The sequence below is a fragment of the Streptomyces sp. AC550_RSS872 genome, from assembly GCF_019049285.1.
Classification (GTDB): Bacteria; Actinomycetota; Actinomycetes; order Streptomycetales; family Streptomycetaceae; genus Streptomyces.
The window spans coordinates 1-24616 of sequence record NZ_JAGMUL010000140.1 but is presented as its reverse complement, the minus strand read 5'-3'; the positions used below and the strand labels follow the sequence as shown (position 1 = coordinate 24616).

Here is a 24616-nt window from a genome sequence, read left to right as displayed (position 1 = left end):
AAGAACGACGTGTGCTCGGCGACTTGCAGCGCGACGTCTGCGAGTTTGAGCAATGCCCCTTCACTGCCGGCTCCCCACCGCCCTCCGGCCCTTCAAGCACCGCCCGCCTCACCGCCCCCAGAGACCTCCCCGACCAACACGTCCAGCGGATACCCGCATCGGACCACGATCGTCTGGATCAGCCTCACCCAGGCGCACGGGATGGATCAGCATCCTGAACGCGGCGGATTATGGAGTGCCGCAGACGAGGCGGCGGGCGATCCTGCTCGCCTCCCGTACCCGCACCGCCGAGCCGCCGAGCCGCCGAGCCGCCGAGCCGCCGCCCACGCATACCAGGGTCGCCGAGCCTGAGTGGACCGGTGACCGGGAGACCCTGGCAGCGATCATTTTCGTGGCCACCTCCGGCTGCACCTGGCGGCAGTTGCCGCCGGTGTTCGGGCCGGCCTGGCCCACGGTCTACCGGCGCTTCGCCCAGTGGAGCCGGGCCAGGGTGTGGGCCAGGCTCCACCGAGTCATTCTCGACGAACTCGGCTCCAGAGGAGAGCTGGACTGGTCCCGGTGCGCGATCGACTCCGTCAGCGTCCGGGCGGTAAAAGGGGGCCACTGACCGGACCGAATCCGACCGACCGCGGCAAGAGCGGATCGAAAATCCACCTGATCACGGACCGGAACGGATTGCCCCTGTCGCCGGGCATCTCCGGTGCCAACGTGCACGACAGCCTCGGCCTGAAGCCACTGGCGCGGGGGATCCCGCCCGTCCGCTCCCGACGCGGCCCGCGCCGTCGGCGCCCAGCCAAGCTCCATGCGGACAAGGGCTACGACTACGACCACCTGCGCAGATGGCTCCGTAAGAGGGGCATCCGTCACCGCATTGCCCGTAAGGGCATCGAGCCCTCCACACGACTGGGCCGCCACCGCTGGGTCGTCGAGAGGACGGTCTCCTGGCTGGCTGGATGCCGGCGGCTGCATCGCCGCTACGAACGCAAGGCCGAGCACTTCCTCGCCTTCGTCGGTATAGCCGCAGCACTCATCAACTACCGCCGACTCACTTCGTAGACAACAGCGACTAGGATCTACCGGGACATCGCGTGTCGATCACCGGCTGGGTGAGGCATGGAGGTGTCGGGAGGTGCCTTCGGAGGCATTCCTTGTCAGTTGAGTTGAACCACACGATCGTCCACGCCCGGGACAACCGGGAGTCCGCGCAGTTCTTCGCGGGCCTGCTGGGCCTTGAGATCACCGCGGAATGGGGCCCGTTCATCGCGGTCGCCCTGAGCAACGGCGTCACGCTGGACTTCGCCACGATCCCCGCGGACCACATCGCCATGCAGCACTACGCCTTCCTGATCTCCGAGGAGGAGTTCGACGCGGCGTACGCGCGGATCAGCGAGCGCGGCATCGAGCACTACGCTGACCCGCACCGGCAACAGCCCGGCACGATCAACCACAACGACGGTGGCCGCGGGGTGTACTTCATGGACCCGGCGGGCCATGCCATGGAGCTGATCACCGTGCCATACGGCGGCTGGACCTCGTAAGCACATGCGCCGATCGCCGCACCCCAGCCCGGGGTGCGGCCCTCAATCGCTGCTTGTGCCCGATGTGCTCGCGGCCGGCGCCCTGCGATTACCTGAGCCACCGCCAGGCAGGGAACTTGCCCTCCGCGGTTGGCACCGAACGCTGACAGAGGACCCATAAGCCATCACCGGCACCAAAGGAAACGGTGTCTTACTCGAAGCCGACGACGTCGCTGGTGGAAAGAGGGTCTTGCGCGACCCAGGCGAGTGAAATCCAGCCATCGCTGCCGCTCTCAAAGAAGCCTTCGCAGCCTCATGACGCTGCGGCAGCTCACCCCGCTGTTCGGGGTGTCGAAGTCGGCCGCTGACCGCATCATCGGCCATGTCGGGCCGTCGCTCGCGCTCCAGCCCCGCAGGCGGTTCCGCAAAGACGCCGTGCTGATCGTCGACGGCACCCTGGTCCCCACGCGGGATCATACGGTTGCCGAGCAGTCGAAGAACTACAGGTACTCGACCAACCACCAGGTCGTCATCGACGCCGACACCCGACTCGTCGTCGCCATCGGCCGGCCGGTCACCGGCAACCGCAACGACTGCAAGGCATGGGAACTGTCCGGTGCGAAGCCGCCGTCGGCCGGACCACGGTCATCGCGGACGGCGGCTACAGGGGCACCGGCCTGGTCATCCCGAACCGCCGCGAACGCGGCCAGACCGAACTGCCTGCATGGAAGGAGGAGCACAACACCTTCCACCGCAAGGTCCGGGCACGCGTCGAGCATGTCTTCGCGCGGATGAAGACCTGGAAGATCCTTTGCGACTGCCGTCTGAAGGGCGACGGCGTTCACACCGCGATGCTCGGCATCGCTCGGGAGGCGGCTCCCCACCTCGCCGGCTCGGAGGATGCTCAGTCGAGACAGAACTCGTTGCCCTCGATGTCCTGCATCACGATGCACGACTCGTTTTCGTCATCGGCCAGCAGCGTTCGCACGTGTACCGCGCCGTGCGCGACCAGTCGTGCGCATTCGGCCTCCAGTGTGGCGAGGCGCTCCTCACCCACGAGTCCGGTGGCGGCCCGCACGTCGAGATGCACCCGATTCTTGACGACCTTGCCTTCGGGAACGCGCTGGAAGAGCAGGCGCGGGCCCGCCCCCGAGGGATCACTGCACGCGAAGTAGATGACCTGATCCTCAGGAGGCAGCGAGCGATGGTAGTCCTCCCAAGTGGCAAACCCCTCCGGGACCGGCGGTACGACATACCCCAACACCTCGCACCAAAAACCGGCGAGGCGCGCAGGTTCCGCGCAGTCGAAGGTGACTTGGAACTGTTTGATCGATGACATCGGCGCACCATAGCAGGGGGCTCTGTTGCTCATCTCCCGGTAGGGATCGGCACGTTGTCGGGAGGACAGCCCCTGCTATCCGCTGCTGTGTCGTGCGGTCGCAGGGGTGAACCGAGGTCGGTGCCTCCAAAAGGATCTTCTTGACGGCATCCGTACCGTCTGGTCCAGGCGCAGCGGAAGCTCCATCCAGGTGGAGTGCCTTCTGCGCCTTCTGTGCCCGCTTCACCAAGGTCGGCACCTTGGCGTTCTCATCGATGGCGATGCCCCATTCGCGCAGCACGCTTTTGGCCGTAGCCTCGATAAGTTGCTTGGCGCTGCCAATCGCGGCTGCCGGATCGTCGCCGATACTCCTGCCAACACGCTCCAGCTCGGCAAGGATGCCGGACGGGTCCGTCAGGTTCTCCAAGTTCCTGGCGACAACCGGCCGACGGATCCAGGAGAAACGCCCTCGCTCGTCGACCCCCAGGCCATCGCGCTCCAGCTTGACGGTCACCTCTTCCAGCCAGTTCCCTGCCCCCCACTCTGCCGGTAGAAGCGGATGAAGTCCTCGAACACGAGCAGCGCACGGGACACCTGCGCGTAGTCCGACCAATCGACCACTGCGGCATACGACTCGTACGTAACGCGCCGCACGCTCGTGTCGTCAGCCGCACGCTCGTGTCGTCATAGGACAGTTCGTCATCCGGGACGGGAGCGAAGTTGTGATTCTGCCAAGCTTCCGCGACCGGACGGACGGTCATGCCGGTGGCCAACGATGGGAATTCGTTGCGGGTGGCCCGGGCTCACCAGGTCGCGGCGATGCGAAGCCATGCTGAGAAGATACGACGCACCATCTTGGTGAAGCCGCCCCTTTTCCCCTGGACGGCCAGCGACCGACTACAGACCGCCAGCGGCAAGGTGCAAGCCGGGCTCGCGACTCCTCAGGCACTACGCGCGCCCGCCTGAAAGGCGTCTGCGCAAGACTGCACGATGCCGAAAGGCCCAACTGCGACCACAATGTCAGGCCAGGTCAGTGGCTCCGGAGGGCTCTCCGCCGCGATCGACACGGGCCAGGTCACCAGGGATGACGAGGGGTGCCCACAGGTCAGCAGCACCGACCACGCTGACGCCTGCCGGCACCTGGTCCGTCCGTCACAGGCTTCGGACTGCCATGGGTATCTGGCACCGGATACCCCTAGATGTCCGCAAGTGGCCGAGTTACGCAACGTGGCTCCGCGCCGAACTCCTCCCTGCCGGACGACGTCGGCGGCGCCGCGACGCGCGTCACGCGTCCCCGTACGCCTCTCCCCCGAGCTCGAACCCCGCCGATCCCGCGGTCGCGTCCGCGAGCCACGCCCGGAACGCCTCCACGTCCGCGTCCGGCAGGCCGATCTCGAAGGTGACCGCCTCCCCGTACCGCACGTCCCGCACCTCGCGCCCGGTCGAGCGCAGGTCGTTCTCGACCTTGCCCGCGCGCTGGTGGTCGACGGTCACCGTGGCCAGTCGGAAGCGGCGGCGTGTGAGCGTGCCGAGGGTGTCCAGCGCCTCGCCGACGGCCCCGCCGTAGGCCCGGATGAGCCCGCCCGCGCCCAGCTTGACGCCGCCGTAGTAGCGGGTGACGACGGCGACGACGTAGCGCATGTCGCGGCGCAGCAGCATCTGGAGCATGGGGACGCCCGCCGTGCCGCCCGGTTCGCCGTCGTCGCTGGCCTTCTGGACGGCGGCGTCGGCGCCGATGACGTAGGCCCAGCAGTTGTGGGTGGCGTCCGCGTGCTCCTTGCGGATGGCGGCGACGAAGTCCTGGGCCTCCTGTTCGGTGGCCGCCGGGGCGAGCGCACAGATGAAGCGTGAGCGGTTGACCTCGGTCTCGTGCACGCCCGCGTGGGCGACTGTGCGGTACTCGTCCTGCATCGGGCCAGCCTATGCCGACGTTCGGGGGACGCCGGTCCCGAGCCCCGGCCTGGTTCCCTGCGAGGCTCGCACGCGTCTCACCGTTTCTTGCCCCGCGCCACCATGACGCCCGTCAGCAGCGCCGTGCCGGGTGCGAGGGCCTGCCAGGAGGTGCCGTGCCAGGCCAGTACCGCGATCGCCGAGGTCGGGAACTTCGCACGGACCTCGTCCAGCGCGTCGTCGAGGCCGTCACCGGCGAGTTCGAGGACGAGTTCCTCCAGGCCGGGGTTGTGCCCGACCAGGAGCAGCGTCCGGACGGCGGCGGGCACCTCGTGCACGACCGCCAGCAGCTCGGACACGTCGGCGGCGTACAGCCGCGGTTCATGGCGTACGGGCGGCGGGGTGCCCCACTGGGCGGCGGCCAGTTCCCAGGTCTCCCGCGCGCGTACGGCGGTCGAGCACAGGGCGAGGTCCGGCAGGCAGTCGTTCTCGGCGAGCATCCGGCCCGCGACCGGGGCGTCCCGGTGACCGCGCGGGGCGAGCGGGCGTCGGTGGTCGGCGACGCCCTCCGGCCAGGCGGACTTGGCGTGCCGCAGGACGACCAGGCGGCGCAGCGGGCCCGCACCCATGCGCGCGGTCATGCCGGGGCTCCCAGGTCGCGGGCGAGGTCGAGGCCGAGCAGCCGGTCGGCATAGGCGTACGTCTCGAAGCGGGCGCCGTCCGGCAGGTCCGGCGCGCTCTCCACCCAGCGCAGGACGCCCAGGACCCCGGGTACGTCGAGGTCGTCCGCCCAGGCGGTACGGAGTTCCGCCCGCACCTCGTCGGGGATGGGCCGGGACGGCTGCTGCGCCCAGACGGCGACGGCACGGCGCCAGCGGACGAGGGTGTCGTGGGCCTCGGCGAGCGCGGCCACGTCGAGCCGCACGGGGACACTTCTGCGCACGGAGAGCAGCGCGAGGCGCAGGGCGGCGGGGTCGGCCTCCTCGGGCGGTGCCTCCGGGTGCACGGGCGCGACGGCGACCCGTACGCCTTCGGGTTCCGCGCCGCCCTCGCGTACGACGTGGAGGACCTGTGCCTCGCCGAGCCCCGACGCGGCGTCCCGGCCCTCCTCGAAGGGCCGGATGCCCAGCGCCGCGGCCCCGGCCCGGAGCTCCGCCTGCTGCCCCTCCTCGTCGAGGAGCGCCCAGACCGGCGTACCGCCGAGTTCCAGCGCGCGGACCAGGAGATCGGCGACGAGCAGCACCCGCAGGGCAGTGACGTCGAAGCCCTCGGTATGCGCCTCGATGCGGGTCAGGCCCCGGCGGGCGGGCGCGGCGTCGACGGGTTCGCCGGTTCGGGCGTCGATGATGCGCAGCACGGAGCGAGCGTAGGCGGACACGCGGTGTTCCGCAGCCATCCGGCCCGCTTTCGGTCAGCGTGGCGGGCGAAGGGGGAATCCCCGGGGGCCGTCGGCCGTTGTGGCTCTCGAGGGCAGCTGGACGGCAGCTGTCCGAGGCGACCACTGGGAGGCCGAGGGTGTACGGCGACGAGGCAGCGGTCCGCAGGATCCTCACCGAACTGGGCGACACCTGGGCCGTCGTGGGCCTGTCGTCGAACCAGCGGCGGGCGGCGTACGGGGTCGCCGAGGTGCTCCAGCGCTACGGCAAGCGCATCGTGCCGGTCCACCCGAAGGCGGAGACGGTCCACGGTGAGCAGGGCTACGCCTCCCTGGCGGACATCCCCTTCGACGTGGACGTGGTCGACGTCTTCGTGAACAGCGACCTCGCCGGCCCGGTCGTCGACGACGCGGTGGCCAAGGGCGCCAAGGCGGTCTGGTTCCAGCTGGGCGTCATCGACGAGGCGGCGTACGACCGCGCCCGCGCGGCGGGCCTGGAGATGGTCATGGACCGCTGCCCGGCGATCGAGATACCGCGCCTGGGCTAGGCCCTGTCGTCAAGTTCCCGCCTGCCGCGCGGCGCCATGCACGCTCCCCCACCCTCGGACCGCGCTTCGCACGGCTCGGGCGGGAGGCACCCCCACGCCGCCGCGCGGCCCGCCCTTCGGGCGGACGACGGGAATTTGACGACAGGGCGTAGAGCCACACCCCAGCAGCACCCTGCGCCCGTCCCGGAGCCTCCCCTCCCTCGCCGGCCAGCCCCATAATGCTCGGGTGACCTCCACCTCCGCCTCCCCCCACCCCAACTCCGGCTGCACGCAACGCTTTCCGGTCGTCGTCGTGGGCGCCGGTCCGGCCGGCCTCACCGTCGGCAACATCCTGCGGGCGGCTTCCGTCGACTGTCTGGTCCTGGAGACCGAGACCCGCCAGTTCATCGAGCAGCGGCCGCGGGCCGGGGTACTGGAGGAGGGGGCGGTACGCGGACTTCAGCGGCGCGGTCTCGCGGACACTCTGCTGGAGCGGGCGCAGCGGCACACGGAGTGCGAGTTCCGGTTCGCCGGTGAGCGCTACCGGTTCGAGTACGCGCAGCTCACGGGCGTTCATCACTGGGTCTACCCGCAGCAGTTGCTGGTGACGGACCTGGTGCGGGAGTACGCGGACGTGCGCGCGGGGGCCATGCGTTTCGGGGTGCGGGACGTGGAGCTGCACGACCTCGACACCGACCGTCCATCGGTGTCGTACACCTGCCCCGAGACGGGCCGACGGGAGGTCGTGCACTGCGACTTCGTCGCCGGCTGTGACGGGGCGCGCGGGGTGACACGCACGGCGCTGCCCGCCGACCGCGCTCACATCTCCCGCAGCGACTACGGCATCGGCTGGCTGGCGCTGCTCGCCGAGGCGCCGCCGTCCTCCGACTGCGTCCTGTTCGGCATGCATCCGAACGGGTTCGCCGGACACATGCCGCGCAGTGCCGACGTGACCCGCTACTACCTGGAGTGCCCGCCCGGCGACGACCCGGAGAACTGGTCGCAGGACAGGGTCTGGACGGAGCTCCAGCAGCGGCTCGGGGCGAACGGCGCGCCACCGCTGACGGAGGGACGGCTGATCGAGAAGCGCGTCCTCGACATGCACAACTACGTCGTCGAGCCCATGGTGTTCGGCCGTCTCTTCCTGGCCGGTGACGCCGCCCACCTCACCGCCCCCATCGCCGCCAAGGGCATGAACCTCGCCCTGCACGACGCCTTCCGGCTCGGCGACGGTCTCGTCGCGTACCTCACCAAGGGAGACGGCACCGGTCTGGACGGCTACTCGGCGGCATGTCTGGGCCGGGTGTGGGACTGCCAGGAGTTCTCGCACTGGCTGTCCGAGGTCTACCACGGCACGTCGTCGGGCGACCCGTACCGCGCGGGCACCACGCTCGCCCGCCTTCGCCGTATCTTCGGCTCCCCGACGGCCGCGAGGGCGTTCGCGGAGCAGTACCTGGGCGAGAACGCCGACTACTGACGGCGTCAGTCGTGCAGGGGCCGGTCGCTGAGCCGGTGGTCCGCGACGTTCAGCGCCTCGTCGACGAGGCGGCGCAGATGGCCGTCGCGGAGGGAGTAGATCACCCGGCGCCCCTCCTTGCGGGTGTTCACCAGCCCCGCGAGACGCAGCCGCGCCAGGTGCTGGCTGACGGCGGGCCGGGCCGCGCCGCAGGCCTCGGTGAGCGTCGTGACGTCGGCCTCCCCTGCCGTCAGGGCGTGCAGCAGGGTGAGGCGGGTGCGGTCGCCGAGCAGGGCGAGGAGTTCGGCGGCCAGCGCGAACTGTTCCTCGCCCGGGGTGCGCGGGTGCGTATCGCTCGCAGGTGACAGGTGCATGCGTGCGCTCATACGCACATAATGGTGTCATGGGCGGTCACGCGTCCACTCCCACGTACCTGAAGGGGATCGCTGTGAGCGACGGGCACTCGCACGGGCACCACGACCACCACGCCGAGCACGGGCACGGGCACAGGCACGGGCACAGGCACGGGCACGGGCATCCCTCGTCCCCCCTCCGCCATCGCCTCGCCCACCTGCTCAAACCCCACTCCCACGAGACCGCCGACAAACTCGACTCCGCCCTGGAGTCCTCGGCCCGTGGCATGCGCGCCCTGTGGGTCTCCCTGGCCGTGCTCGGGCTGACGGCGCTCGTGCAGGCGGTCGTGGTCATCGCCTCCGGGTCGGTGGCGCTGCTCGGCGACACGGTGCACAACACCGCCGACGCGCTGACCGCCGTACCGCTGGGGATCGCCTTCGTGCTGGGCAGGCGCGCGGCGACACGGCGCTTCACCTATGGCTACGGACGGGCCGAGGACCTCGCGGGCATCGTCATCGTGCTGACGATCGCCGCGTCCGCTGCCTTCGCGGCATGGACGGCCGTCGACCGGCTCCTGGACCCGCGCCCCGTGCAGCAGATCCCGGCCGTGGCGGTGGCGGCGCTGGTCGGGTTCGCGGGCAACGAGTGGGTGGCCCGGTACCGGATGCGGGTCGGCCGTGCGATCGGCTCGGCCGCACTGGTCGCGGACGGCCTGCACGCCCGTACGGACGGGTTCACCTCACTGGCCGTGCTGTTGAGCGCCGGGGGTGCGGCGCTGGGGTGGCAACTCGCGGACCCGATCGTGGGGTTGGCGATCACGGCGGCCATCGCGCTGGTGCTGCGGGACGCGGCGCGCGAGGTGTTCCGGCGTGTGATGGACGCCGTGGACCCGGCACTCGTGGACCGGGCCGAGCGGGCGCTTCGGGAGGTCGCGGGGGTGCTGGAGGTGGGCGAGTTGCGGATGCGCTGGATCGGGCACCGGCTGCGCGCCGAGGTGGCGGTCGTCGTCGACGGGCAGGCGACGGTACGGCAGGCGCACGCCATCGCCGTCGACGCCGAACACGCCCTGTTGCACGCCGTACCCCGGCTCACCGCGGCCCTGGTGCACGCCGATCCGGCACCGGTGCCGGGCGAGGCGGATCCGCATCTCGCCCTCGCCCACCACACCGCGGCCTGAACCCGCGTACTCAGGCGACGCCGAGCCCCTCCAGCACGACGGCCCCCGGGAGCTCCGCGAACGCCTTGCCCGGCACCAGCAGCTTGCCGCGCCGGCGCCCGCTGCCGACCAGGACGTACGGCAGGTCGACGACGGCCGAGTCCACCAGCACCGGCCAGCCGTCGGGCAGTCCGATCGCAGTGATGCCGCCGTACTCCATGCCGGTCTCGCCTGTCGCCGTGTCCATCGAGGCGAACGACGCCTTGCGGGCGCCGAGTTGACGGCGCACGACGCCGTTCACGTCGACCCGGGTGGTGGAGAGCACGATGCACGCGGCCAGCGTGGTCTCGCCGCCCCGCTTGCCGGCGACGACCACGCAGTTCGCGGACTGTTCGAGCAGTTCCTGTCCGTAGTGCTCGACGAAGACCGCGGTGTCGGCCCACTGCGGATCGGTCTCGACGTAGATGATCCGGTCGGCGGGGACGCTGCCGTGCCAGCCGCGCACGGCGTCGGCGACCGGGCGGGTGAGTTCGTCGAGGCACTCGGGGGCGGGGGTGGCGTCGTCGAAGCGTCCGATGGGTGCGTCCATGAGCGCACGCTAACAGGACGTCCGGGGCCGTGACCCGGGCATCTCAGTGCACGAGCGGGACCGAGACCGTCAAGGTCATCTCCATCGGCACGTCGCCCTGATTGGCGTAGGTGTGCGGGGCGTTGGCCTCGAAGGTGACACTGGAACCGGCTGGGACGCGGTACTCCACGCCCTCGACGGTCAGGGTCAGTTCACCGGCCGTGACGTGGGCGATCTCGACGGTGCCGACGGGGTGCGGGTCGGAGCCGCTGTTCTCGCCCGGCATCAGTTTCCAGCCCCACATCTCCAGTGGGCCGGGGGCTTCCGTGCCCGCGAGGAGCTTGCTGTAGCTGCCCGCGTCGGTGTGCCACAGCCGGACCACCTGCTCGGGCGGGACCACGCGCACCTTGGGGCCCTGCTCGTAGTCGAGGAGGGTCGTGATGCTGACGCCGAGCGCGTCGCCGATCTTGACGACGGTGCCGAGGCTCGGGTTGGTGCGGGCCTGTTCGATCTGGATGAGCATGCCGCGGCTGACCCCGGCACGCGCGGCGAGCGCGTCCAGGGTGAAGCCGCGCTCGGTGCGCCAGCGCTTGACGTTGCGCGCCAGGGACTGGGTCAGCAGGTCGAGGTCCGACACATTCCGTCCTTGCGGAGTCCAATATTCTGGATGGCATAGTTCACCCGACTGCACTACCGTTAGGTGAACCCCATCGTGCACCGAACTGTACTGCGAGGCCCCCCGTGACAGCACTCTTCGCCCTGGCCACCAGCCTGCTGTGGGGGCTGGCCGATTTCGGCGGCGGACTGCTGACCCGACGCACCCCGGCGCTCACGGTGGTCGTCGTCTCGCAGGCCATCGCGGCCACCGTGCTCGGCGCGATCGTGGTGGCCACGGGCGGCTGGAGCGAGGCCGGACCGCAACTGTGGTTCGCGGTCGCCGCCGGCGCGGTCGGCCCGGTCGCCCTGCTCTGCTTCTACAAGGCGCTCGCCCTGGGCCCCATGGGCGTGGTCTCCCCGCTCGGCACCGTGGGCGTCGCCGTCCCGGTCGGCGTGGGCCTCGTCCTGGGCGAGCGGCCCGGACTGGTACAGGTCGCGGGGATCGCCGTCGCCGTGCTGGGCGTCGTCCTCGCGGGCGGACCCCAGCTGCGGGGCGCGCCCGTGCAGCGGCAGGCCATCCTGCTGACGCTGGTCGCGGCCTTCGGCTTCGGCACGGTGTTCGCGCTGATCGCGGAGGCGTCATCCACCCTCACCGGCCTGTTCCTGGCGCTCTTCGTACAGCGCGTGGTCAATGTGCTGGCCGGCGGTCTCGCGCTGTACGCCTCCGTGCGGCGCGGCGGCACCGCCCTCCCGGACGGCTCCTTCCCCTGGCGCTCACTGCCGGCGCTCGCCTTCGTCGGCCTCGCCGACGTCGCGGCGAACGGCACCTATGTGGTCGCCGCCCAGCACGGCCCGGTCACCGTGGCCGCCGTACTCGCGTCGCTCTACCCCGTGGTGACCGCTCTGGCCGCGCGCGGCCTCCTGCGGGAACGGCTCCAGGCGGTGCAGGCAGCGGGCGCGGGGCTCGCGCTGGTGGGCACGCTGCTGCTGGCGACCGGCTGACTCAGGACTCCACTTCCACTTCGGCGAGGTCGGCGGCCGCCTTCTCGTCCAGCTCCGCCAGCTTCGCCACCGTCTCCTCGTCCAGCCCGGCCAGCGCCTGGAGCTGCTCCGGTGTGATCCCGTCGGGTATCGGCACCGGCGCGGGCGTGCGCAGCGACGGCTGCCAGCCGTCGTCGGCCGTCCAGCGCCGTACGACACGGGCGGGCGCCCCCGCCACGACGGCGTGGTCGGGCACCGTGCCCCGGACCACCGCACCGGCCGCCACCACGACGTTCCGCCCGATCCGCGCGCCCGGCAGGATCACGGCCCCGGTGCCGATCCAGCACCCCGGGCCGATCTCGACCGGCTCCATCCGAGGCCACTGCTTGCCGATGGGCTCGTGCGGATCGTCGTACGAGTGGTTCGTGGACGTGACGTAGACGTACGGCCCGAAGTAGCAGTCGCTGCCGATGGTGACCGTCGTGTCGGCGATGACATGGCTGCCGCGGCCCAGCACGACCCCGTCCCCGATGCGCAGGATCGGCTCCGGGCCGAGGTCGAGTTCGGGCATCAGACCGGCCGTCAGCGTCACCTGCTCGCCGACGATGCAGTGCGAGCCGAGATGGATCCAGGGTTCGCCGAAGACGGTACCGAGCGGGAAGGCCAACCGGGTGGCCTCGCCGATCGAGCCGAAACGGAAGCGGCCCGGGCTGTCGGCCGTCACCGAACCTGTGCGCTGCACCCAGGCCCAGCCCGCGTGGACGGCGCGCTGTGTGAGGGTGCGCCGCCAGGACGAGAACGTGTTCTTGCGCTTGAGCACCCGCTCACCGTACTGAGCGTTCGGCGCCCTTATGAGATCGAGGTCCTGTGATCTTCGCCCCACCGGGTGGCGTACCGTTCGTCTACGACGTCGGCGGCGAGGAGAGGGCGATGACGCACAAGGCGCTGGTCATGGGTATCGGGGGCCGGGAACCGAAGATCGACGAGAACGCGTTCGTGGCGCCCACCTCGTCCGTGATCGGGGACGTGACCCTGGGGGCGGGGGCCAGTGTCTGGTACGGCGCGGTGCTGCGCGGCGACGTGGAGAAGATCTCCGTCGGCGCGAGCAGCAATGTGCAGGACAACTGCACGCTCCACGCCGATCCCGGCTTCCCGGTGACCGTGGGCGAGCGGGTGTCCATCGGGCACAACGCCGTCGTGCACGGGGCGACCGTCGGGGACGACTGTCTGATCGGGATGGGGGCGACCGTGCTGAACGGTGCGGTGATCGGGGCCGGGTCGTTGGTCGCCGCGCAGGCGTTGGTGCCGCAGGGGATGCAGGTGCCGCCTGGGTCGCTGGTGGCGGGGGTGCCTGCGAAGGTGAAGCGGGAGCTCACGGAGGAAGAGCGGCAGGGCGTGACGCTCAACGGCACCATGTATGCGGAGTTGGCCAGGGCTCACCGGGATGAGCTCGGGGGGTAGAGGCCGTGAGCGGTCTGCGGGTTGCACGTGGCTCGTCGCGCCCACGCGGCGGAGCCGCATATCGACACAGCCCCGCGCCCTTTGAGGCGTTTCAGTCCCCGGCGGCTACCAGCTCCGGGTCCTCGTGTGCCGTCTGGGCCTTGTTCGCCTTGCGCTTGATGATCAGCATGGAGGTGAGGCCGATCAGGACCGCCGCCACCAGGCCCAGCCAGGAGAAGCGCTTCAGCCAGGATTCGGCGACCACGCCCACGTAGTAGATGACCGCGGTCGTGCCGCCCGCCCAGAGGATGCCGCCGAAGACGTTGGCGATCAGGAACTTCCAGTACGGCATCCGCAGAACGCCCGCGAGGGGGCCGGCGAAGATGCGCAGAAGCGCGACGAAGCGCCCGAAGAAGACGGCCCACATGCCCCACTTCTGGAAGGACCGCTCGGCGGTGGCGATATGCCCCTCGCTGAAGTGCTTGGGGAATTTCTTGCCCAGCCAGGCCAGCAGGGGGCGGCCGCCCTTGCGGCCGATGGCGTAGCCGATCGAGTCGCCGATGATCGCGCCCGCGGTGGCGCAGGCGCCGAGCACGAAGGGATCGATGTCACCGTGCTGTGAGGCAAGCAGCGCCGAGGAGACCAGGATGATCTCGCCGGGCAGCGGGATGCCCAGGCTCTCCAGACCGATGACCACGCCGACCAGCAGATAGATGGCGAGCGGGGGCACCGTTTCGAGCCATTCCTGGACGTGCAACGCCGCTTCCTCTCCCTGTCCTGCACCCTGTGTTCCCGGCGCACGCTCGGCTGCGAGCGTGCGCCGGGGAAGCCTACCTGTTCTCCGAGACGGTCTCGGTGTCCCACAGGTTGCACTGGTGCTCACGGTGCACGGTGGTGCTCAGCACATTTCCGTCGGCGGACGCGGTGCGCAGCGCCAGTACCGTCCCGGGCCGGTCGGGCATCGCGGGCTGTCCGGCGGCGCGCGGCACCCCGTCCCGGACGAAGGAGCCCCAGTACTGGACCATCTGCCGGGCCAGTGTCCGCTGCTCGGTGTTCAGGGGTGACTCCAGGCCGAAGTGCTTGAAGAGGTACTGGAGCTCGTTGACGTGGGTCGCGCCGAATTCGAAGTCCGTTCCGAGGTCGCGCAGGGAGGCGAAGGGCGGGGAGGTGCGGTCGGCGAACTCGTACGCGTAGACCTTGCCGCGTCCGGCGAGCGTGCCGTCGAGGCGGAGCGCCGGGCAGGCGAAGAGCTGGTCGCCCTGGGCGGTGGCGTACGCGATGGTCGGGGACGGGTAGGACGTGAGGGGATAGCGCGCGAGTGCTTCGTCGCCGAAGTCCGTCCGCATGACCGTCGGGTACTGGTCGGTGGTGATCGGTGTGCCGTTCGCGTCGAACCGGGCGAAGGCGAACAGCCGGCCCTCGTCCTGGTTGGCCCCGTTCATGACCGGCACCCCGGCCGCGGCCCCCCGCTCGAACGCGTCCTTCGGCTGCCTGGGAAGGAAGGCGCCGCCGGTCACCGGCCCCCAGTCGAAGCCGTTCTGCGCGGCCAGGATCTCGGCGGCAGGCTTGGCGCGCAGACAGGCCAGGTCGGCGCAGCCGAGCTTCTCCGCGAAGGCGGCACCCTGGGACACGGCCGTCTCGTGCGCACGGGCACCGCAGTCGCGGTACGCCCCGCTCTGGATGATCCCCGCCCGGAACAGCCCCTTCGCCGTCGGCGAGGCCAGCTGGGTGCAGACCGAGCGGCCGCCCGCCGACTCGCCCGCGACGGTCACGCGGCCCGGGTCGCCGCCGAAGCGGGCGATGTTGGCCCGCACCCAGCGCAGGGCGGCCTGCTGGTCGAGCATGCCGAAGTTGCCGGAGACCCGGTCACGTGCCTCGCCGTCGAGCCCGGCCGTGGCGAGGAAGCCCATCGCGCCGAGGCGGTAGTTGACGGTCACGACGACGGTTCCGGTCCGCCTCGCGAAGGTGTCCGGGACGATGTCCTGCCCGGCCCCGGCGGTGAGTCCTCCGCCGTGCAGCCAGACCATGACGGCGCGCCGGGCGGCGCCCTCGGGTGCATACACATTGAGGTCGAGACAGTCCTCGGTGTGGCTGGGCTGCTCATAGCCGGGGTCCCAACCCGCCCCCTGCACACACTTGTTGCCGAAGTCGTCGGCCGTGCGCACTCCTTCCCAGGGCCGGACGGGGCGCGGGTCCTTCCAGCGGAGCTCTCCGACGGGTGGTTCGGCATAGGGGATGCCGAGGAACTGGCGTCCCTCGGCGGTGGTTTCGCCTCGTACCCAGCCCGCGGTGGTGCGGACGACGGGGTCGTCGGCGGCCTGCGTGGGGACGGGGGTGAGGAGCGCGGCCGCGAGGGCCATCAGCGCGACGGACATACGACGTTTCACGGGTCCACCTCCGCGTTCGTGAGCATGGGACACCAGTGGCGCGGCGGGAAAACTATGAACGTCAGTGACTCGTGTCAATGACGTGAACGAGAAACGACTGAATGCCGTCACAGGTCGAAAGGGGCAGGAAAGGGGTGCGAAGGGTTGAAGGGTCACCCCGGCCGGGGTGACCCCTGCCCTAGCGGAGGGCGGAGTCGAGCGTCGTCGTGACGGCGCCGATGACCGTGGACGCGGCGGCCGGCACCTCCGCGGGGAGGGCCACCACGGCGTCGACCTTGGTGGCGGGCTCGGCTTCCTCGCGGGGTTCGTCCTGGACGTACCGCGTCTCGTACGACGATTGCGGGTCCTCCTCCGGTGCGGCCGGCTCATCCTGCGGTGGGGCGGGGACGACGCCGTCCGGCGACTGGGGCTCGGGCGCCTCGGGTGCCTCGGGTGTGGTGTCCCGTCCCTCGGGCGGCTTCTCCTGCTGGAGCTTCTTCTCGGGGCTCTCCTCACGTACGTCCGCGAGCCCGCCGTCGAGCATCCAGCGCTGCGCCTCGGATCCGTCCCGCTCGTCGAGCACCACGCTCGCGTCCTTGCCGGACGCGACCGCCAGGCCTTCGGACCCGCGCGGCAGGAGTTCGCCGTGGACGGTGAGGTCGTAGCGCACCTCGCCGGCGTGCGCGAGGCAGTTCGCCAGGACGACCGTGCGCGCGTCGGCGTCGGCGTCGGCGTCGGCGTCGGCGTCGAGGCAGAGGGTGGGGTCGGCGGCGCTGCGCAGGAGGCCGTTGTCCCGGTACGACCACTGCTGGGACACGGCGGACGTGCACTGTGCCAGCTCGGCCCGGGCGCCGGCGCGGACCTCGCCGTCGCGGAGGTCCAGGCACAGGCCGCGGTCGAGGTTGCGGAGTCTGCCCTGGGCGATCTCGACGGGCTCCTCGGCCGAGGCGGCCGACGGTGATCCGCCGGACGAGGGCGGGGACACGGCACCCGGGTGGACGGTCTGGCCGCTGGGCGCGCCCCAGGTGGCGTGCGGGCCGGGGACGCCGTTCTCCTCGGTCCAGCCCTTGGCGGTGAGAACCGTGACGAGCAGGGCGAGGGCGGTCACGCCGACACCCACGGCGACGGCCTTGGCGCGTCCGCGCGGCAGGTCGAGCCGCTCCGGGCGGTGGCGTCCGCCGCGTCGCCGGCGGTCGCACGAGGCCGAGCCCGAGCCGCCCCGTCCGGGCCGGGAGTCGAGATAGCGCCGGGCGCCCCAGCCGAGCACGGTTTCGGCGAGCAGCACTTCCAGGCCACCCTCGAAATGGCTGAGCTGCTCGGCGGCGTGCCGGCAGTATCGGCACGCCGTCAGATGCTGCTGGACATCGGGCAGCAGGGCGCCGCCCCGGCGAATCGGGACGTCGAGGAGGCGGTTGTAGTAGCGGCATTCCTGGGTGGGTGCGAGTTCGCGGTGGGCGCGGACGCAGCCCGTGCGGAATTGCTCGCGGGCTCCTTGCAGCGCCGCCGATGCGGTGGCCGCGTCCACTCCCAGCAGACCAGCGGGTATGGTTATCGGTTCGGCTTCGACCTCGGTGTGCCAGAGGAGGCATTGCGAGGCGCCGGGCAGCCCCCGGAATGCGCGCTCGGCGATTTGCCGCCTTTCGGGCGTCACAGGCCGCGCGGCCCGCAGCCCGCGCCCTCCGGTCGGTTTGCCGAGTTCCGGCAGCAGGGCGGAAATACCCTCGTCGGCCGCCCACTCCTTCACCAGATCCCGTACGGCGGCGAGGAGCTGGGGGCGCAGCGCGCCGCCGGCGGGCCGGCCGAGCACGCGATGGAACGCCGCGGCGGCCACCATGGCGGCCGAACTCTCCGTGGAGACCAGGCAGATGGCCGCGTAGTCGTGGGTGACGCGCCAGTGGCGGGCCATCAGCAGGGCGACGGCACGGGCGTGCGCATCGGTTTTGCCCAGGCTCGCGACGAGATCGCGGTCGGACTCTCCGGGGCTCACCCCGGGCCGTGGCGGGTACGGCGGTCGTGGGGGGTAAGGGGATTGCACTGAACCATTTCCTTCCCAGCCGCAGGACGGCAAGGGGAATGCGCGTCCGTCGGAAAGCAGGTGCTTGATTGGTGCATACCTAAGCCGTGTCGGATGGGGAACCGGCTATCGGGTCGCTCACTTTCGCACAAGCGACGCACAGGAAACAAGAAGTTCGAGTGACCAACGTTCAAAAAGCGAGGAATTCAGAAATGTTACCGGCGGTATCCGCACCGGCATTCGAAAGTGTCGCCGAGTCAAGAGCCAAGTTGTGTGCAGGCAAAGGCGGTTGGTCCACGGAATCTTCAACTCCGCATGTCGCACAGCAGGCTCCGGGGTTTCTCTCGGCCTGGGCCGGAGTTCGTGGGCCGGCTGCGGGAGTTCGTGGCGGGGCTGGAGGACGACGGGCACCGGCGGAAGCGGCTCGCCGCCTGAGCGCTCACGGCACGAAAAAGACACAGGGGCCCCCATGGGGCCCCTTCTCGCCTCGGTACGGCCGGCTCAGCCGTTCGGCCGCAGGGTCCAGACGACGGTCATCTCACCGGTGACGGAGCCGTCCCCGCGCTGGATCTCGATGGCCACCGGGAACTCGGGACGCTCCCCCGCCTCCAGCTGGGCGACGACCTCGGCGGCCGGGCGGCCCAGCGTGGCCGTGGCCGTGACGGCGCCCATGGCGAGCTTCTTGTAGGAGATCTCGGCGCTGACGGCGAGCGGCACGGCCCGCGAGAGCTGGTCGCCGAACGCGGCCAGCACGATCGCGCCGCTGGCGGACTCGCCGAGCGTGAACATCGCGCCGGCGTGCGGCCCGCCCACGTGGTTGTGGTACTCGCTCTGGTCCGGCAGGGCCACCACAGCCTTGTCCGGCGCGGTCTCCAGGAACTGGAGGTTGAGGGTCCGGGCCATGGGCACGGTGGCGGCGAGCATCTCGCCTATGGACATCTGGTCTGCGCTCATGGCGGTCATGTTACCCACGAGTAGGGGTAAGGGACAGGTCATGTGACGAGCGTCGTATCGCCTCGTGCGGAACGCCGCATCGGTCACGTGACCTGCAATTCACTTGGCAGATCGAGAGCCGGGCGGCGATAGTCGGCCGGTGACTTCCGCCGTCGGCCTCCCGCGCCCTTCCCGCCGTCCCTCCTGGGCGGGCCGCAACTACAGCCTGCTGACCGCCTCGGCGTTCGTCACGAACCTCGGAAGCCACGGTGCGCTGATCGCCGCGGCGTTCGCGGTGCTGGAGGCAGGCGGTGACGGCGGTGACGTGGGGCTCGTGGCCGCGTCCCGCACCCTGCCGCTGGTGCTCTTCCTGCTGATCGGTGGCGCCGTCGCGGACCGCCTCCCGCGGCACCGTGTGATGGTCGCGGCCAACGCCCTCAACTGCCTCTCGCAGGCCGCCTTCGCCGTGCTCGTCCTGGCCGGGGAGGCCCGGCTGTGGCAGATGATGCTGCTGACCGCCCTCGGCGGCACCGGGCAGGCGTTCTTCAGCCCGGCGGCCGAGGGGATGCTGCTGTCGTCCGTCCAGGGGGAGCAGGCGAGCCGGGCCTTCGCCGTGTTCCGGATGGCAATGCAAGGGGCGGCGGTCGGCGGTGCCGCGCTCGGTGGTGCCATGGTGGCCGCGATCGGGCCCGGCTGGGTGCTGGCGGCGGACGCGGCCGCGTTCGCGGTCGCCGGTTCGCTGCGGACGTTCCTCGACGTGAGTCACATTCCGGCGCGCACGCCGGGCGGCGGCATGCTCGCCGATCTCCGGGAGGGCTGGCGGGAGTTCGCGGGGCGGCCGTGGCTGTGGGGCGTGGTCGTCCAGTTCTCGATCGCCAACGCGGTCGTCGCGGCGGCCGACGCGGTCTACGGCCCTCTCGTCGCCCGGGACCACCTGGGCGGGGCGGGCCCCTGGGGCCTGGCCCTGGGGTTCTTCGGGGCGGGCACGGTCGCCGGCGCCCTGCTCATGACCCGCTGGAAGCCACGCCGCCTCCTCCTCGCCGGCACCCTGTGCGTCTTCCCCCTCGCCCTCCCCTCCGCCGCCCTCGCCGTACCGGTACCGGTCACCGTCCTGTGCGCGGTCATGTTCCTGACCGGCGTGACCCTGGAGGTCTTCGGCGTCTCCTGGATGACCGCACTCCACCAGGAGATACCCGAGGAGAAACTCTCCCGGGTCGCCGCATACGACTGGTTCGGCTCGGTCGCCCTGGTCCCCCTCGCAACGGCCCTGGCCGGGCCGGCGGAGACGGCCTTCGGCCGTACGCCTGCCCTGTGGGGCTGCGCCGCAGCCGTCGTCATCGTCACCGCGGCGGTGCTGTGCGTACCGGACGTGCGGAACCTGCGGCGCCGTACGAAGCCGGTGACGACCGGACCCCGACACGACTCGACGCATGCCGAAAGCGCCCTCGGAGGCCCCAGGTGACGGCACGCCTCCCGCGGGCGACCGGCTCTGACCAGCCGGCCACAGACGTCCTTCGGCCTACGACGCCGCACCAAACCGGTGACCACCGGCCCCCGACACGACCCGGCGCATGCCGAAAGCCCCCTCGGAGGCCCCGGATGACGGCACGCCTCCCGCGGGCGACCGGCTCTGACCAGCCGGCCACAGACGTCCTTCGGCCTACGACGCCGCACCAAACCGGTGACCACCGGCCCCCGACACGACTCGACGCATGCCGAAAGCGCCCTCGGAGGCCCCAGGTGACGGCACGCCTCCCGCGGGCGACCGGCTCTGACCAGCCGGCCACAGACGTCCTTCGGCCTACGACGCCGCACCAAACCGGTGACCACCGGACCCCGACACGACTCAACCGATACTGAAAGCCCCCTCCGGGGGCTCGGGTGACGGTACGGCGTCCTCGTCCTGGACCGGCCGTGCGCCCCCGATGAACTGCCGCAGGGCGAGCCCCTGTTCGACGCGGGCGGGAAAGGCGTCGGAGGCGGTGAGACGGGTCAGGGTGGCGGTGTCGAGGGGGCGGTGGGCGGCGACGAGTACGGCGTTGCCGAAGCGCCGGCCGCGGAGTACGCCCGGTTCGGCGATCAGTACCAGTTCCTCGAACAGCGTGGCATAGGTGGCCAGTTGAGAGCGCAGGAAGGCGAAGGGCGCGGCGTCGGCGAGGTTGGCCAGGTAGACGCCGCTCCTGCGCAGCACCCGCTCGGCCTGCTGGGCGTACCCCACCGACGTCAGATGCGCGGGCACCCGTGAACCGCCGAAGACATCGGCGACGAGCACATCGGCCGAGTCGTCCGGGGCCGACTCCAGCCAGGCTCGCGCGTCCCCGGCGTGCAACTGGATGCCGGTCCCGTCCGGAACCGGCAGATGCTCGGCCACCAGCTCCAGCAGCGCGCGATCGGCCTCGACGACGTCCTGCCGCGAGCCAGGCCGGGTCGCCGCCAGATAGCGGGGCAGCGTGAGCGCCCCACCGCCGAGATGCAGCACGTCCAGCGCCCGCCCCGCCTCGGCCACGGTGTCCAGGACATGGCCGAGGCGGCGCGCGTACTCGAACTCCAGGTACTCCGGTTCGTCGAGGTCGACGTACGACTGTGGCGCCCCGTCGACGGTGAGCAGCCAGGCCCGCTTCCGATCGACGTCGGGCATCAGTTTGGCGGTGCCGTAGTCGACGGCGCGGGTGACGGGTATGGCGTCGTTCACCTCCCCATTGTGCCGGGGGCTCTCTGCCCGAGGGGACGACGGCGCCCCTTTCAGGGGCGCGGGGAACTGCGCGACCAGCCACATACGGCCCGCAGTCCCCCACTCACCGAACCCCCCTCACACCACGGCTGACACGGTGCCTGCCCCAACAGTCCGCCCACCCTCACGGATGGCGAAACCAAGCCCCGGCTCCAGTGGAACCTCCCGCCCCAGCTCAACCGTCATCGTGACCGTCTCCCCGGGCCGGGCGACCCCCACCTCACCGAGGTCGATGTCCCCCACCACGTCCGCCGTACGGATGTAGAACTGCGGCCGATATCCGGTGGCCACCGCCGTCGTACGGCCGCCCTCACGCGCGGACAGCACGTACACCTGCGCGGTGAAACGCCGCCCCGGCACCACACTGCCCGGCGCGACCACGACGTGCCCCCGCCGGACGGTGTCCCGCGCAACCCCGCGCAGCAACAGCGCCACGTTGTCCCCGGCCTGCGCCTCGTCCATCGGCTTGCCGAACGTCTCCAGGCCGGTGACCACGGTCTCCAGCCCGGCCCCGAGCACTTCGACCCGGTCGCCCACCTTCACGGTGCCCCGCTCCACGGCCCCGGTGACGACGGTCCCCCGGCCCGTGATGGTGAGCACGTTCTCGACGGACAGCAGGAACGGCGCGTCCACATACCGCTCCGGCATCGGAACGTACGTGTCCACAGCGTCCAGCAGCGCCTCGATCGACGCCGTCCACTTCGGGTCGCCCTCCAGCGCCTTCAGCCCCGACACCCGTACGACGGGCGCGGCGTCGCCGCCGTAGCCGTGCTCGGTGAGCAGGTCGCGGACCTCCAGCTCGACGAGGTCGATGAGCTCCTCGTCGCCCGCGTCGGCCTTGTTGAGGGCGACAACGATGTGGTCGACGCCCACCTGCCGGGCGAGCAGCACGTGTTCGGCGGTCTGCGGCATGATCCCGTCGAGCGCGGAGACGACGAGGATCGCCCCGTCGAGCTGCGCGGCCCCGGTGACCATGTTCTTGACGTAGTCGGCGTGGCCGGGCATGTCGACATGCGCGTAGTGACGGGTGTCGGTCTCGTACTCGACGTGCGCGATGTTGATGGTGATGCCGCGCGCGGCCTCCTCCGGCGCCCGGTCGATCCGGTCGAACGGCACGAAGGTGCCGGAGCCGCGCTCGGCGAGGACCTTGGTGATGGCGGCGGTCAACGTGGTCTTGCCGTGGTCGACATGACCCATCGTGCCGATGTTCAGATGCGGTTTGGTGCGCACGTATGCCGTCTTGGACATGGCTGTACCTCGAAGTCTCTAAGAAGGAGATGGGGACCCCAAGGACTTGCCGACCCTCCCCCTGCGGGGTCCGCCGGACTGTCCGGGGAGGGTCAGCTTCGGGCGCCGTCGACGGCGGTCAGGAAGACGAGAACGGCAGCCTTCGGCGCATCCGCGACTGCGGATGCTGCGAGGAGGAAGGCGTGCCGGAACATGACGTCGATCATCGTCGACGCTTTGCCCGACGTCGAATGGTTTTTCGCGGTACGGGACCTACCGGACTTCAGGCGCCGACGTTCTTCAGCGCCTCCCGCACCGACAGCGGCGCGAACCGCCCCCGTTCCCGCGCGAGGAAGTCCCGTACGGCGTCCGGGTCGGTCTTGGCGTACTCGCGCAGCGCCCAGCCGATGGCCTTGCGGACGAAGAAGTCGGTGTGCCCGGACTGGCGCAGGCAGTACGCGAAGAGGCGCCGGGAGTCGGTGTGTTCCTTGTAACGCAGCTGGTGGAGCAGGGCGGTGCGGGCGACCCACAGGTCGTCGTCGACGATCCAGGCGTCCATGTCCACGGTGAGCGTCGGGTCGGCGGCGACGAGTCCGCCGACGACGTGGGCGGCGAGCAGGTCGACGGTGTCCCACCAGGAGACGGTGGTGATCAGCCGCCGGGTCACCGGAAGGAAGCGGGAGGAACAGCGCCCCACGTGCCGGCGCAGATAGTCGACGGCGAAGTAGTGGTACTCGCGCTCGGGCAGCTGCCAGCAGCGCAGGGCGACGGCGGTGCAGTCGGCCTCGTCGGGGCGCGGTGTGTCCTGGAGGACGGTGCGCGACAGGGCGCGGCGCTCGGGTGTGGGGATGCCGAGGAAGGGGGCGACGTCCTTCATGTACGCCTGTGCGGCGGCGGCCCGTTCCGGGTTCGCGGCGGCGGTGTACAGGACGGTGAGCCGCTCCAGGACCGTGTCGGCCAGATCACTGCGCGGAACTTCTGTTGTTCCCGCACCTGTGACGCTCATGAGACGAACCATACGGCGATCACACATCTTTCTCGGTTACTGTCGCCGAATGCTCGACGATGCCACCACCCGCTCTGGGGGCACCGCCACGGCCCCTCCCCGGGCCGCCGCCACGGAGCTCGCAGTCCCCGTACCCGTCCCCGTTGCCGTGCCCGCGGGTTTCGCCGCGCGCTGCACGAGAACGCTGCTCTCGCCGTGGTCCCGGCTGTCCCTGCTCGTGGTCCTGCTCGCGGCGGCGGCGTCGTCCGTGCTGCTCTTCGAGCCCCAGAAGCTCCTGGCGAACGGCTGGCCGCCCCAGGTCGAGGGCTCGACCGCGGTGGTGCTGTTCGCGGTGGCGTACGGCCTGGTCACGGTGGCCTTCGTGCCACGGCCGCTGCTGAACCTCGCGGCCGGCGCCCTCTTCGGCTCCGAGTGGGGCATCGGCGCGGCCCTGGCGGGCACGGTGCTGGGCGCGGGGATCGCCTTCGGGCTGGGCCGGCTGCTGGGCCAGGAGGCGCTGCGCCCGCTGCTGCGCGGCCGGTGGCTGAAAGCGGCGGACGGCCAGTTCAGCAGGCACGGTTTCCGCTCGATGCTGGCGGTGCGGCTGTTCCCCGGTGTGCCGTTCTGGGCCGCGAACTACTGCGCAGCCGTCTCCCGGATGGGCTACGTCCCGTTCCTGCTCGCGACGGCGCTCGGGTCGATCCCGAACACCGCCGCGTACGTCGTCGCCGGCGCCCGTGCCTCCGCTCCGACGTCTCCCGCCTTCCTGATCGCGCTGGCCTGTATCGCCGTACCGGCGCTGGCGGGCGTGGTGGTGGCGTGGCGGAAGCGGCACCATCTGCGCGACCGCTGAAGCGTTTCGCCAGCAACTGCTCCGCCCTACTCCGCCCTGCTCCGCCCTCTGGACCCTCGTCAAATCCCCTTCGTCCGCCCGAAGACGGGCCGCGCGGCGGCGTGCTCTCACCGTGCCGGGCGGGAGCCCTCGTACTGGTTGTACGTGGGTGCATGGCGCCAGGCGGCAGGCGGCAGGCGGCAGGCGGCAGGCGGCAGGCGGCAGGCGGGGAATTGACGACCGGGCCTAGATGTGCTGTCTGGGGACGTTGGTGACAGGCGACACGCCTTGGCTGGTCCTTGAACGAGGCGAGGGCCTCTGGGTTCGGTGTGGATTGCGAGATCTACAA

24 protein-coding genes and 2 pseudogenes are annotated in these 24616 nt (G+C 71.0%); 11 read left to right on the top strand and 15 right to left on the bottom strand.

All coding sequences use genetic code 11. The features are described from left to right. Positions 1 to 52: 52 nt before the first annotated feature. The 4 genes and pseudogenes from KUM44_RS47800 to KUM44_RS36230 all read left to right on the top strand — a co-directional run. Positions 53 to 280 (top strand): annotated as a pseudogene (locus tag KUM44_RS47800) (hypothetical protein); the annotation flags it as partial. Then, positions 263 to 1056 (top strand): IS5 family transposase gene (locus KUM44_RS36240; protein ID WP_374202112.1). Its coding sequence is split into 2 segments (ribosomal slippage): positions 263 to 590 and positions 590 to 1056, totalling 795 coding nucleotides; the frame shifts between segments, so codons are not numbered across the junction. The pseudogene KUM44_RS47800 and the gene KUM44_RS36240, both read left to right, overlap by 18 nt. Positions 1057 to 1148: 92 nt before the next feature. Next, on the top strand, positions 1149 to 1538 hold the full coding sequence (locus KUM44_RS36235) for a VOC family protein (protein ID WP_217214010.1): 390 nt from the start codon (positions 1149 to 1151) through the stop codon (positions 1536 to 1538). 285 nt (positions 1539 to 1823) lie between these two features. Further along, a pseudogene (locus tag KUM44_RS36230) lies at positions 1824 to 2410 on the top strand (transposase); the annotation flags it as partial. Between the two features lie 11 nt (positions 2411 to 2421). On the opposite strand, the gene KUM44_RS36225 reads toward KUM44_RS36230, so the two are convergent. The 4 genes from KUM44_RS36225 to KUM44_RS36210 form a co-directional block, all read right to left on the bottom strand. Further along, on the bottom strand, positions 2422 to 2856 hold the full coding sequence (locus KUM44_RS36225) for a VOC family protein (protein WP_217214009.1): 435 nt from the start codon (positions 2854 to 2856) through the stop codon (positions 2422 to 2424). 1263 nt (positions 2857 to 4119) lie between these two features. Then, entirely contained in the window at positions 4120 to 4746 is a 627-nt protein-coding gene (locus KUM44_RS36220) for a YigZ family protein (protein ID WP_217214008.1), read from the bottom strand. A 77-nt stretch (positions 4747 to 4823) separates the two neighbouring features. Continuing rightward, positions 4824 to 5366 carry a histidine phosphatase family protein gene (locus KUM44_RS36215; protein ID WP_217214007.1) on the bottom strand — a complete coding sequence of 181 codons (543 nt, stop codon included), beginning with the start codon at positions 5364 to 5366 and terminating at the stop codon, positions 4824 to 4826. Then, complete coding sequence (locus KUM44_RS36210; protein WP_217214006.1) at positions 5363 to 6121, bottom strand: hypothetical protein; 759 nt, start codon at positions 6119 to 6121, stop codon at positions 5363 to 5365. The genes KUM44_RS36215 and KUM44_RS36210 overlap by 4 nt, the downstream gene beginning before the upstream one ends. Positions 6122 to 6240: 119 nt before the next feature. Here KUM44_RS36210 and KUM44_RS36205 point away from each other — a divergent pair, with 119 nt between their 5' ends. After that, entirely contained in the window at positions 6241 to 6648 is a 408-nt protein-coding gene (locus KUM44_RS36205; RefSeq protein WP_217214005.1) for a CoA-binding protein, read from the top strand. 226 nt (positions 6649 to 6874) lie between these two features. Then, positions 6875 to 8104, top strand: a complete 1230-nt coding sequence (locus tag KUM44_RS36200) for a 4-hydroxybenzoate 3-monooxygenase (RefSeq protein WP_217214004.1) — start codon at positions 6875 to 6877, stop codon at positions 8102 to 8104. Between the two features lie 5 nt (positions 8105 to 8109). On the opposite strand, the gene KUM44_RS36195 is transcribed toward KUM44_RS36200, so the two are convergent. Next, the gene (locus KUM44_RS36195) at positions 8110 to 8469 is read right to left on the bottom strand and encodes a metalloregulator ArsR/SmtB family transcription factor (RefSeq protein ID WP_217214003.1); all 360 of its coding nucleotides are present in this window, start codon (positions 8467 to 8469) and stop codon (positions 8110 to 8112) included. A 62-nt stretch (positions 8470 to 8531) separates the two neighbouring features. Between KUM44_RS36195 and KUM44_RS36190 the strand changes: the two genes are divergently transcribed. Beyond that, a complete protein-coding gene (locus KUM44_RS36190) occupies positions 8532 to 9614 on the top strand; it encodes a cation diffusion facilitator family transporter (protein ID WP_217214085.1) in 1083 nt (360 codons plus the stop codon). Positions 9615 to 9624: 10 nt separating this feature from the next. On the opposite strand, the gene KUM44_RS36185 is transcribed toward KUM44_RS36190, so the two are convergent. Both KUM44_RS36185 and KUM44_RS36180 read right to left on the bottom strand, forming a co-directional pair. Then, a complete protein-coding gene (locus tag KUM44_RS36185) occupies positions 9625 to 10182 on the bottom strand; it encodes a YbaK/EbsC family protein (RefSeq protein ID WP_217214002.1) in 558 nt (185 codons plus the stop codon). A 43-nt stretch (positions 10183 to 10225) separates the two neighbouring features. Further along, positions 10226 to 10798 carry a helix-turn-helix domain-containing protein gene (locus KUM44_RS36180; RefSeq protein ID WP_217214001.1) on the bottom strand — a complete coding sequence of 191 codons (573 nt, stop codon included), beginning with the start codon at positions 10796 to 10798 and terminating at the stop codon, positions 10226 to 10228. A gap of 104 nt (positions 10799 to 10902) precedes the next feature. Between KUM44_RS36180 and KUM44_RS36175 the strand changes: the two genes are divergently transcribed. Beyond that, positions 10903 to 11760, top strand: coding sequence for a DMT family transporter (locus KUM44_RS36175; protein ID WP_217214000.1), 858 nt, complete (start codon positions 10903 to 10905; stop codon positions 11758 to 11760). Position 11761: 1 nt separating this feature from the next. Here the strand turns inward: KUM44_RS36175 and KUM44_RS36170 are convergent, their stop codons facing one another. Beyond that, positions 11762 to 12559, bottom strand: a complete 798-nt coding sequence (locus KUM44_RS36170; protein WP_217213999.1) for an acyltransferase — start codon at positions 12557 to 12559, stop codon at positions 11762 to 11764. 110 nt (positions 12560 to 12669) lie between these two features. Here KUM44_RS36170 and KUM44_RS36165 point away from each other — a divergent pair, with 110 nt between their 5' ends. After that, positions 12670 to 13200, top strand: a complete 531-nt coding sequence (locus tag KUM44_RS36165; protein ID WP_217214084.1) for a gamma carbonic anhydrase family protein — start codon at positions 12670 to 12672, stop codon at positions 13198 to 13200. 91 nt (positions 13201 to 13291) lie between these two features. Here KUM44_RS36165 and KUM44_RS36160 read toward each other — a convergent pair whose 3' ends face one another. From KUM44_RS36160 to KUM44_RS36145, 4 genes are all read right to left on the bottom strand, one after another. Beyond that, positions 13292 to 13936, bottom strand: a complete 645-nt coding sequence (locus tag KUM44_RS36160) for a DedA family protein (protein ID WP_217213998.1) — start codon at positions 13934 to 13936, stop codon at positions 13292 to 13294. A 73-nt stretch (positions 13937 to 14009) separates the two neighbouring features. Beyond that, positions 14010 to 15566, bottom strand: coding sequence for a carboxylesterase family protein (locus tag KUM44_RS36155; RefSeq protein WP_308402807.1), 1557 nt, complete (start codon positions 15564 to 15566; stop codon positions 14010 to 14012). A gap of 178 nt (positions 15567 to 15744) precedes the next feature. Continuing rightward, on the bottom strand, positions 15745 to 17532 hold the full coding sequence (locus KUM44_RS36150) for a ricin-type beta-trefoil lectin domain protein (RefSeq protein ID WP_374202111.1): 1788 nt from the start codon (positions 17530 to 17532) through the stop codon (positions 15745 to 15747). Between the two features lie 528 nt (positions 17533 to 18060). Beyond that, positions 18061 to 18498: a DUF4442 domain-containing protein gene (locus KUM44_RS36145; protein WP_217214081.1), complete on the bottom strand. Its 438-nt coding sequence runs from the start codon at positions 18496 to 18498 to the stop codon at positions 18061 to 18063. Positions 18499 to 18652: 154 nt separating this feature from the next. On the opposite strand from KUM44_RS36145, the gene KUM44_RS36140 reads away from it, so the two are divergent. Continuing rightward, positions 18653 to 19954, top strand: a complete 1302-nt coding sequence (locus KUM44_RS36140) for an MFS transporter (protein ID WP_217213997.1) — start codon at positions 18653 to 18655, stop codon at positions 19952 to 19954. Positions 19955 to 20338: 384 nt separating this feature from the next. Here KUM44_RS36140 and KUM44_RS36135 read toward each other — a convergent pair whose 3' ends face one another. The 3 genes from KUM44_RS36135 to KUM44_RS36125 all read right to left on the bottom strand — a co-directional run bounded on the left by KUM44_RS36135 (position 20339) and on the right by KUM44_RS36125 (position 23456). Continuing rightward, on the bottom strand, positions 20339 to 21184 hold the full coding sequence (locus tag KUM44_RS36135; RefSeq protein ID WP_217213996.1) for a spermidine synthase: 846 nt from the start codon (positions 21182 to 21184) through the stop codon (positions 20339 to 20341). A 117-nt stretch (positions 21185 to 21301) separates the two neighbouring features. Beyond that, on the bottom strand, positions 21302 to 22471 hold the full coding sequence (tuf, locus tag KUM44_RS36130; RefSeq protein ID WP_217213995.1) for an elongation factor Tu: 1170 nt from the start codon (positions 22469 to 22471) through the stop codon (positions 21302 to 21304). A 262-nt stretch (positions 22472 to 22733) separates the two neighbouring features. Continuing rightward, entirely contained in the window at positions 22734 to 23456 is a 723-nt protein-coding gene (locus KUM44_RS36125) for a DNA alkylation repair protein (RefSeq protein ID WP_217213994.1), read from the bottom strand. Positions 23457 to 23505: 49 nt separating this feature from the next. Between KUM44_RS36125 and KUM44_RS36120 the strand changes: the two genes are divergently transcribed. Next, positions 23506 to 24288 carry a TVP38/TMEM64 family protein gene (locus KUM44_RS36120; protein WP_217213993.1) on the top strand — a complete coding sequence of 261 codons (783 nt, stop codon included), beginning with the start codon at positions 23506 to 23508 and terminating at the stop codon, positions 24286 to 24288. Positions 24289 to 24616: the final 328 nt, after the last annotated feature.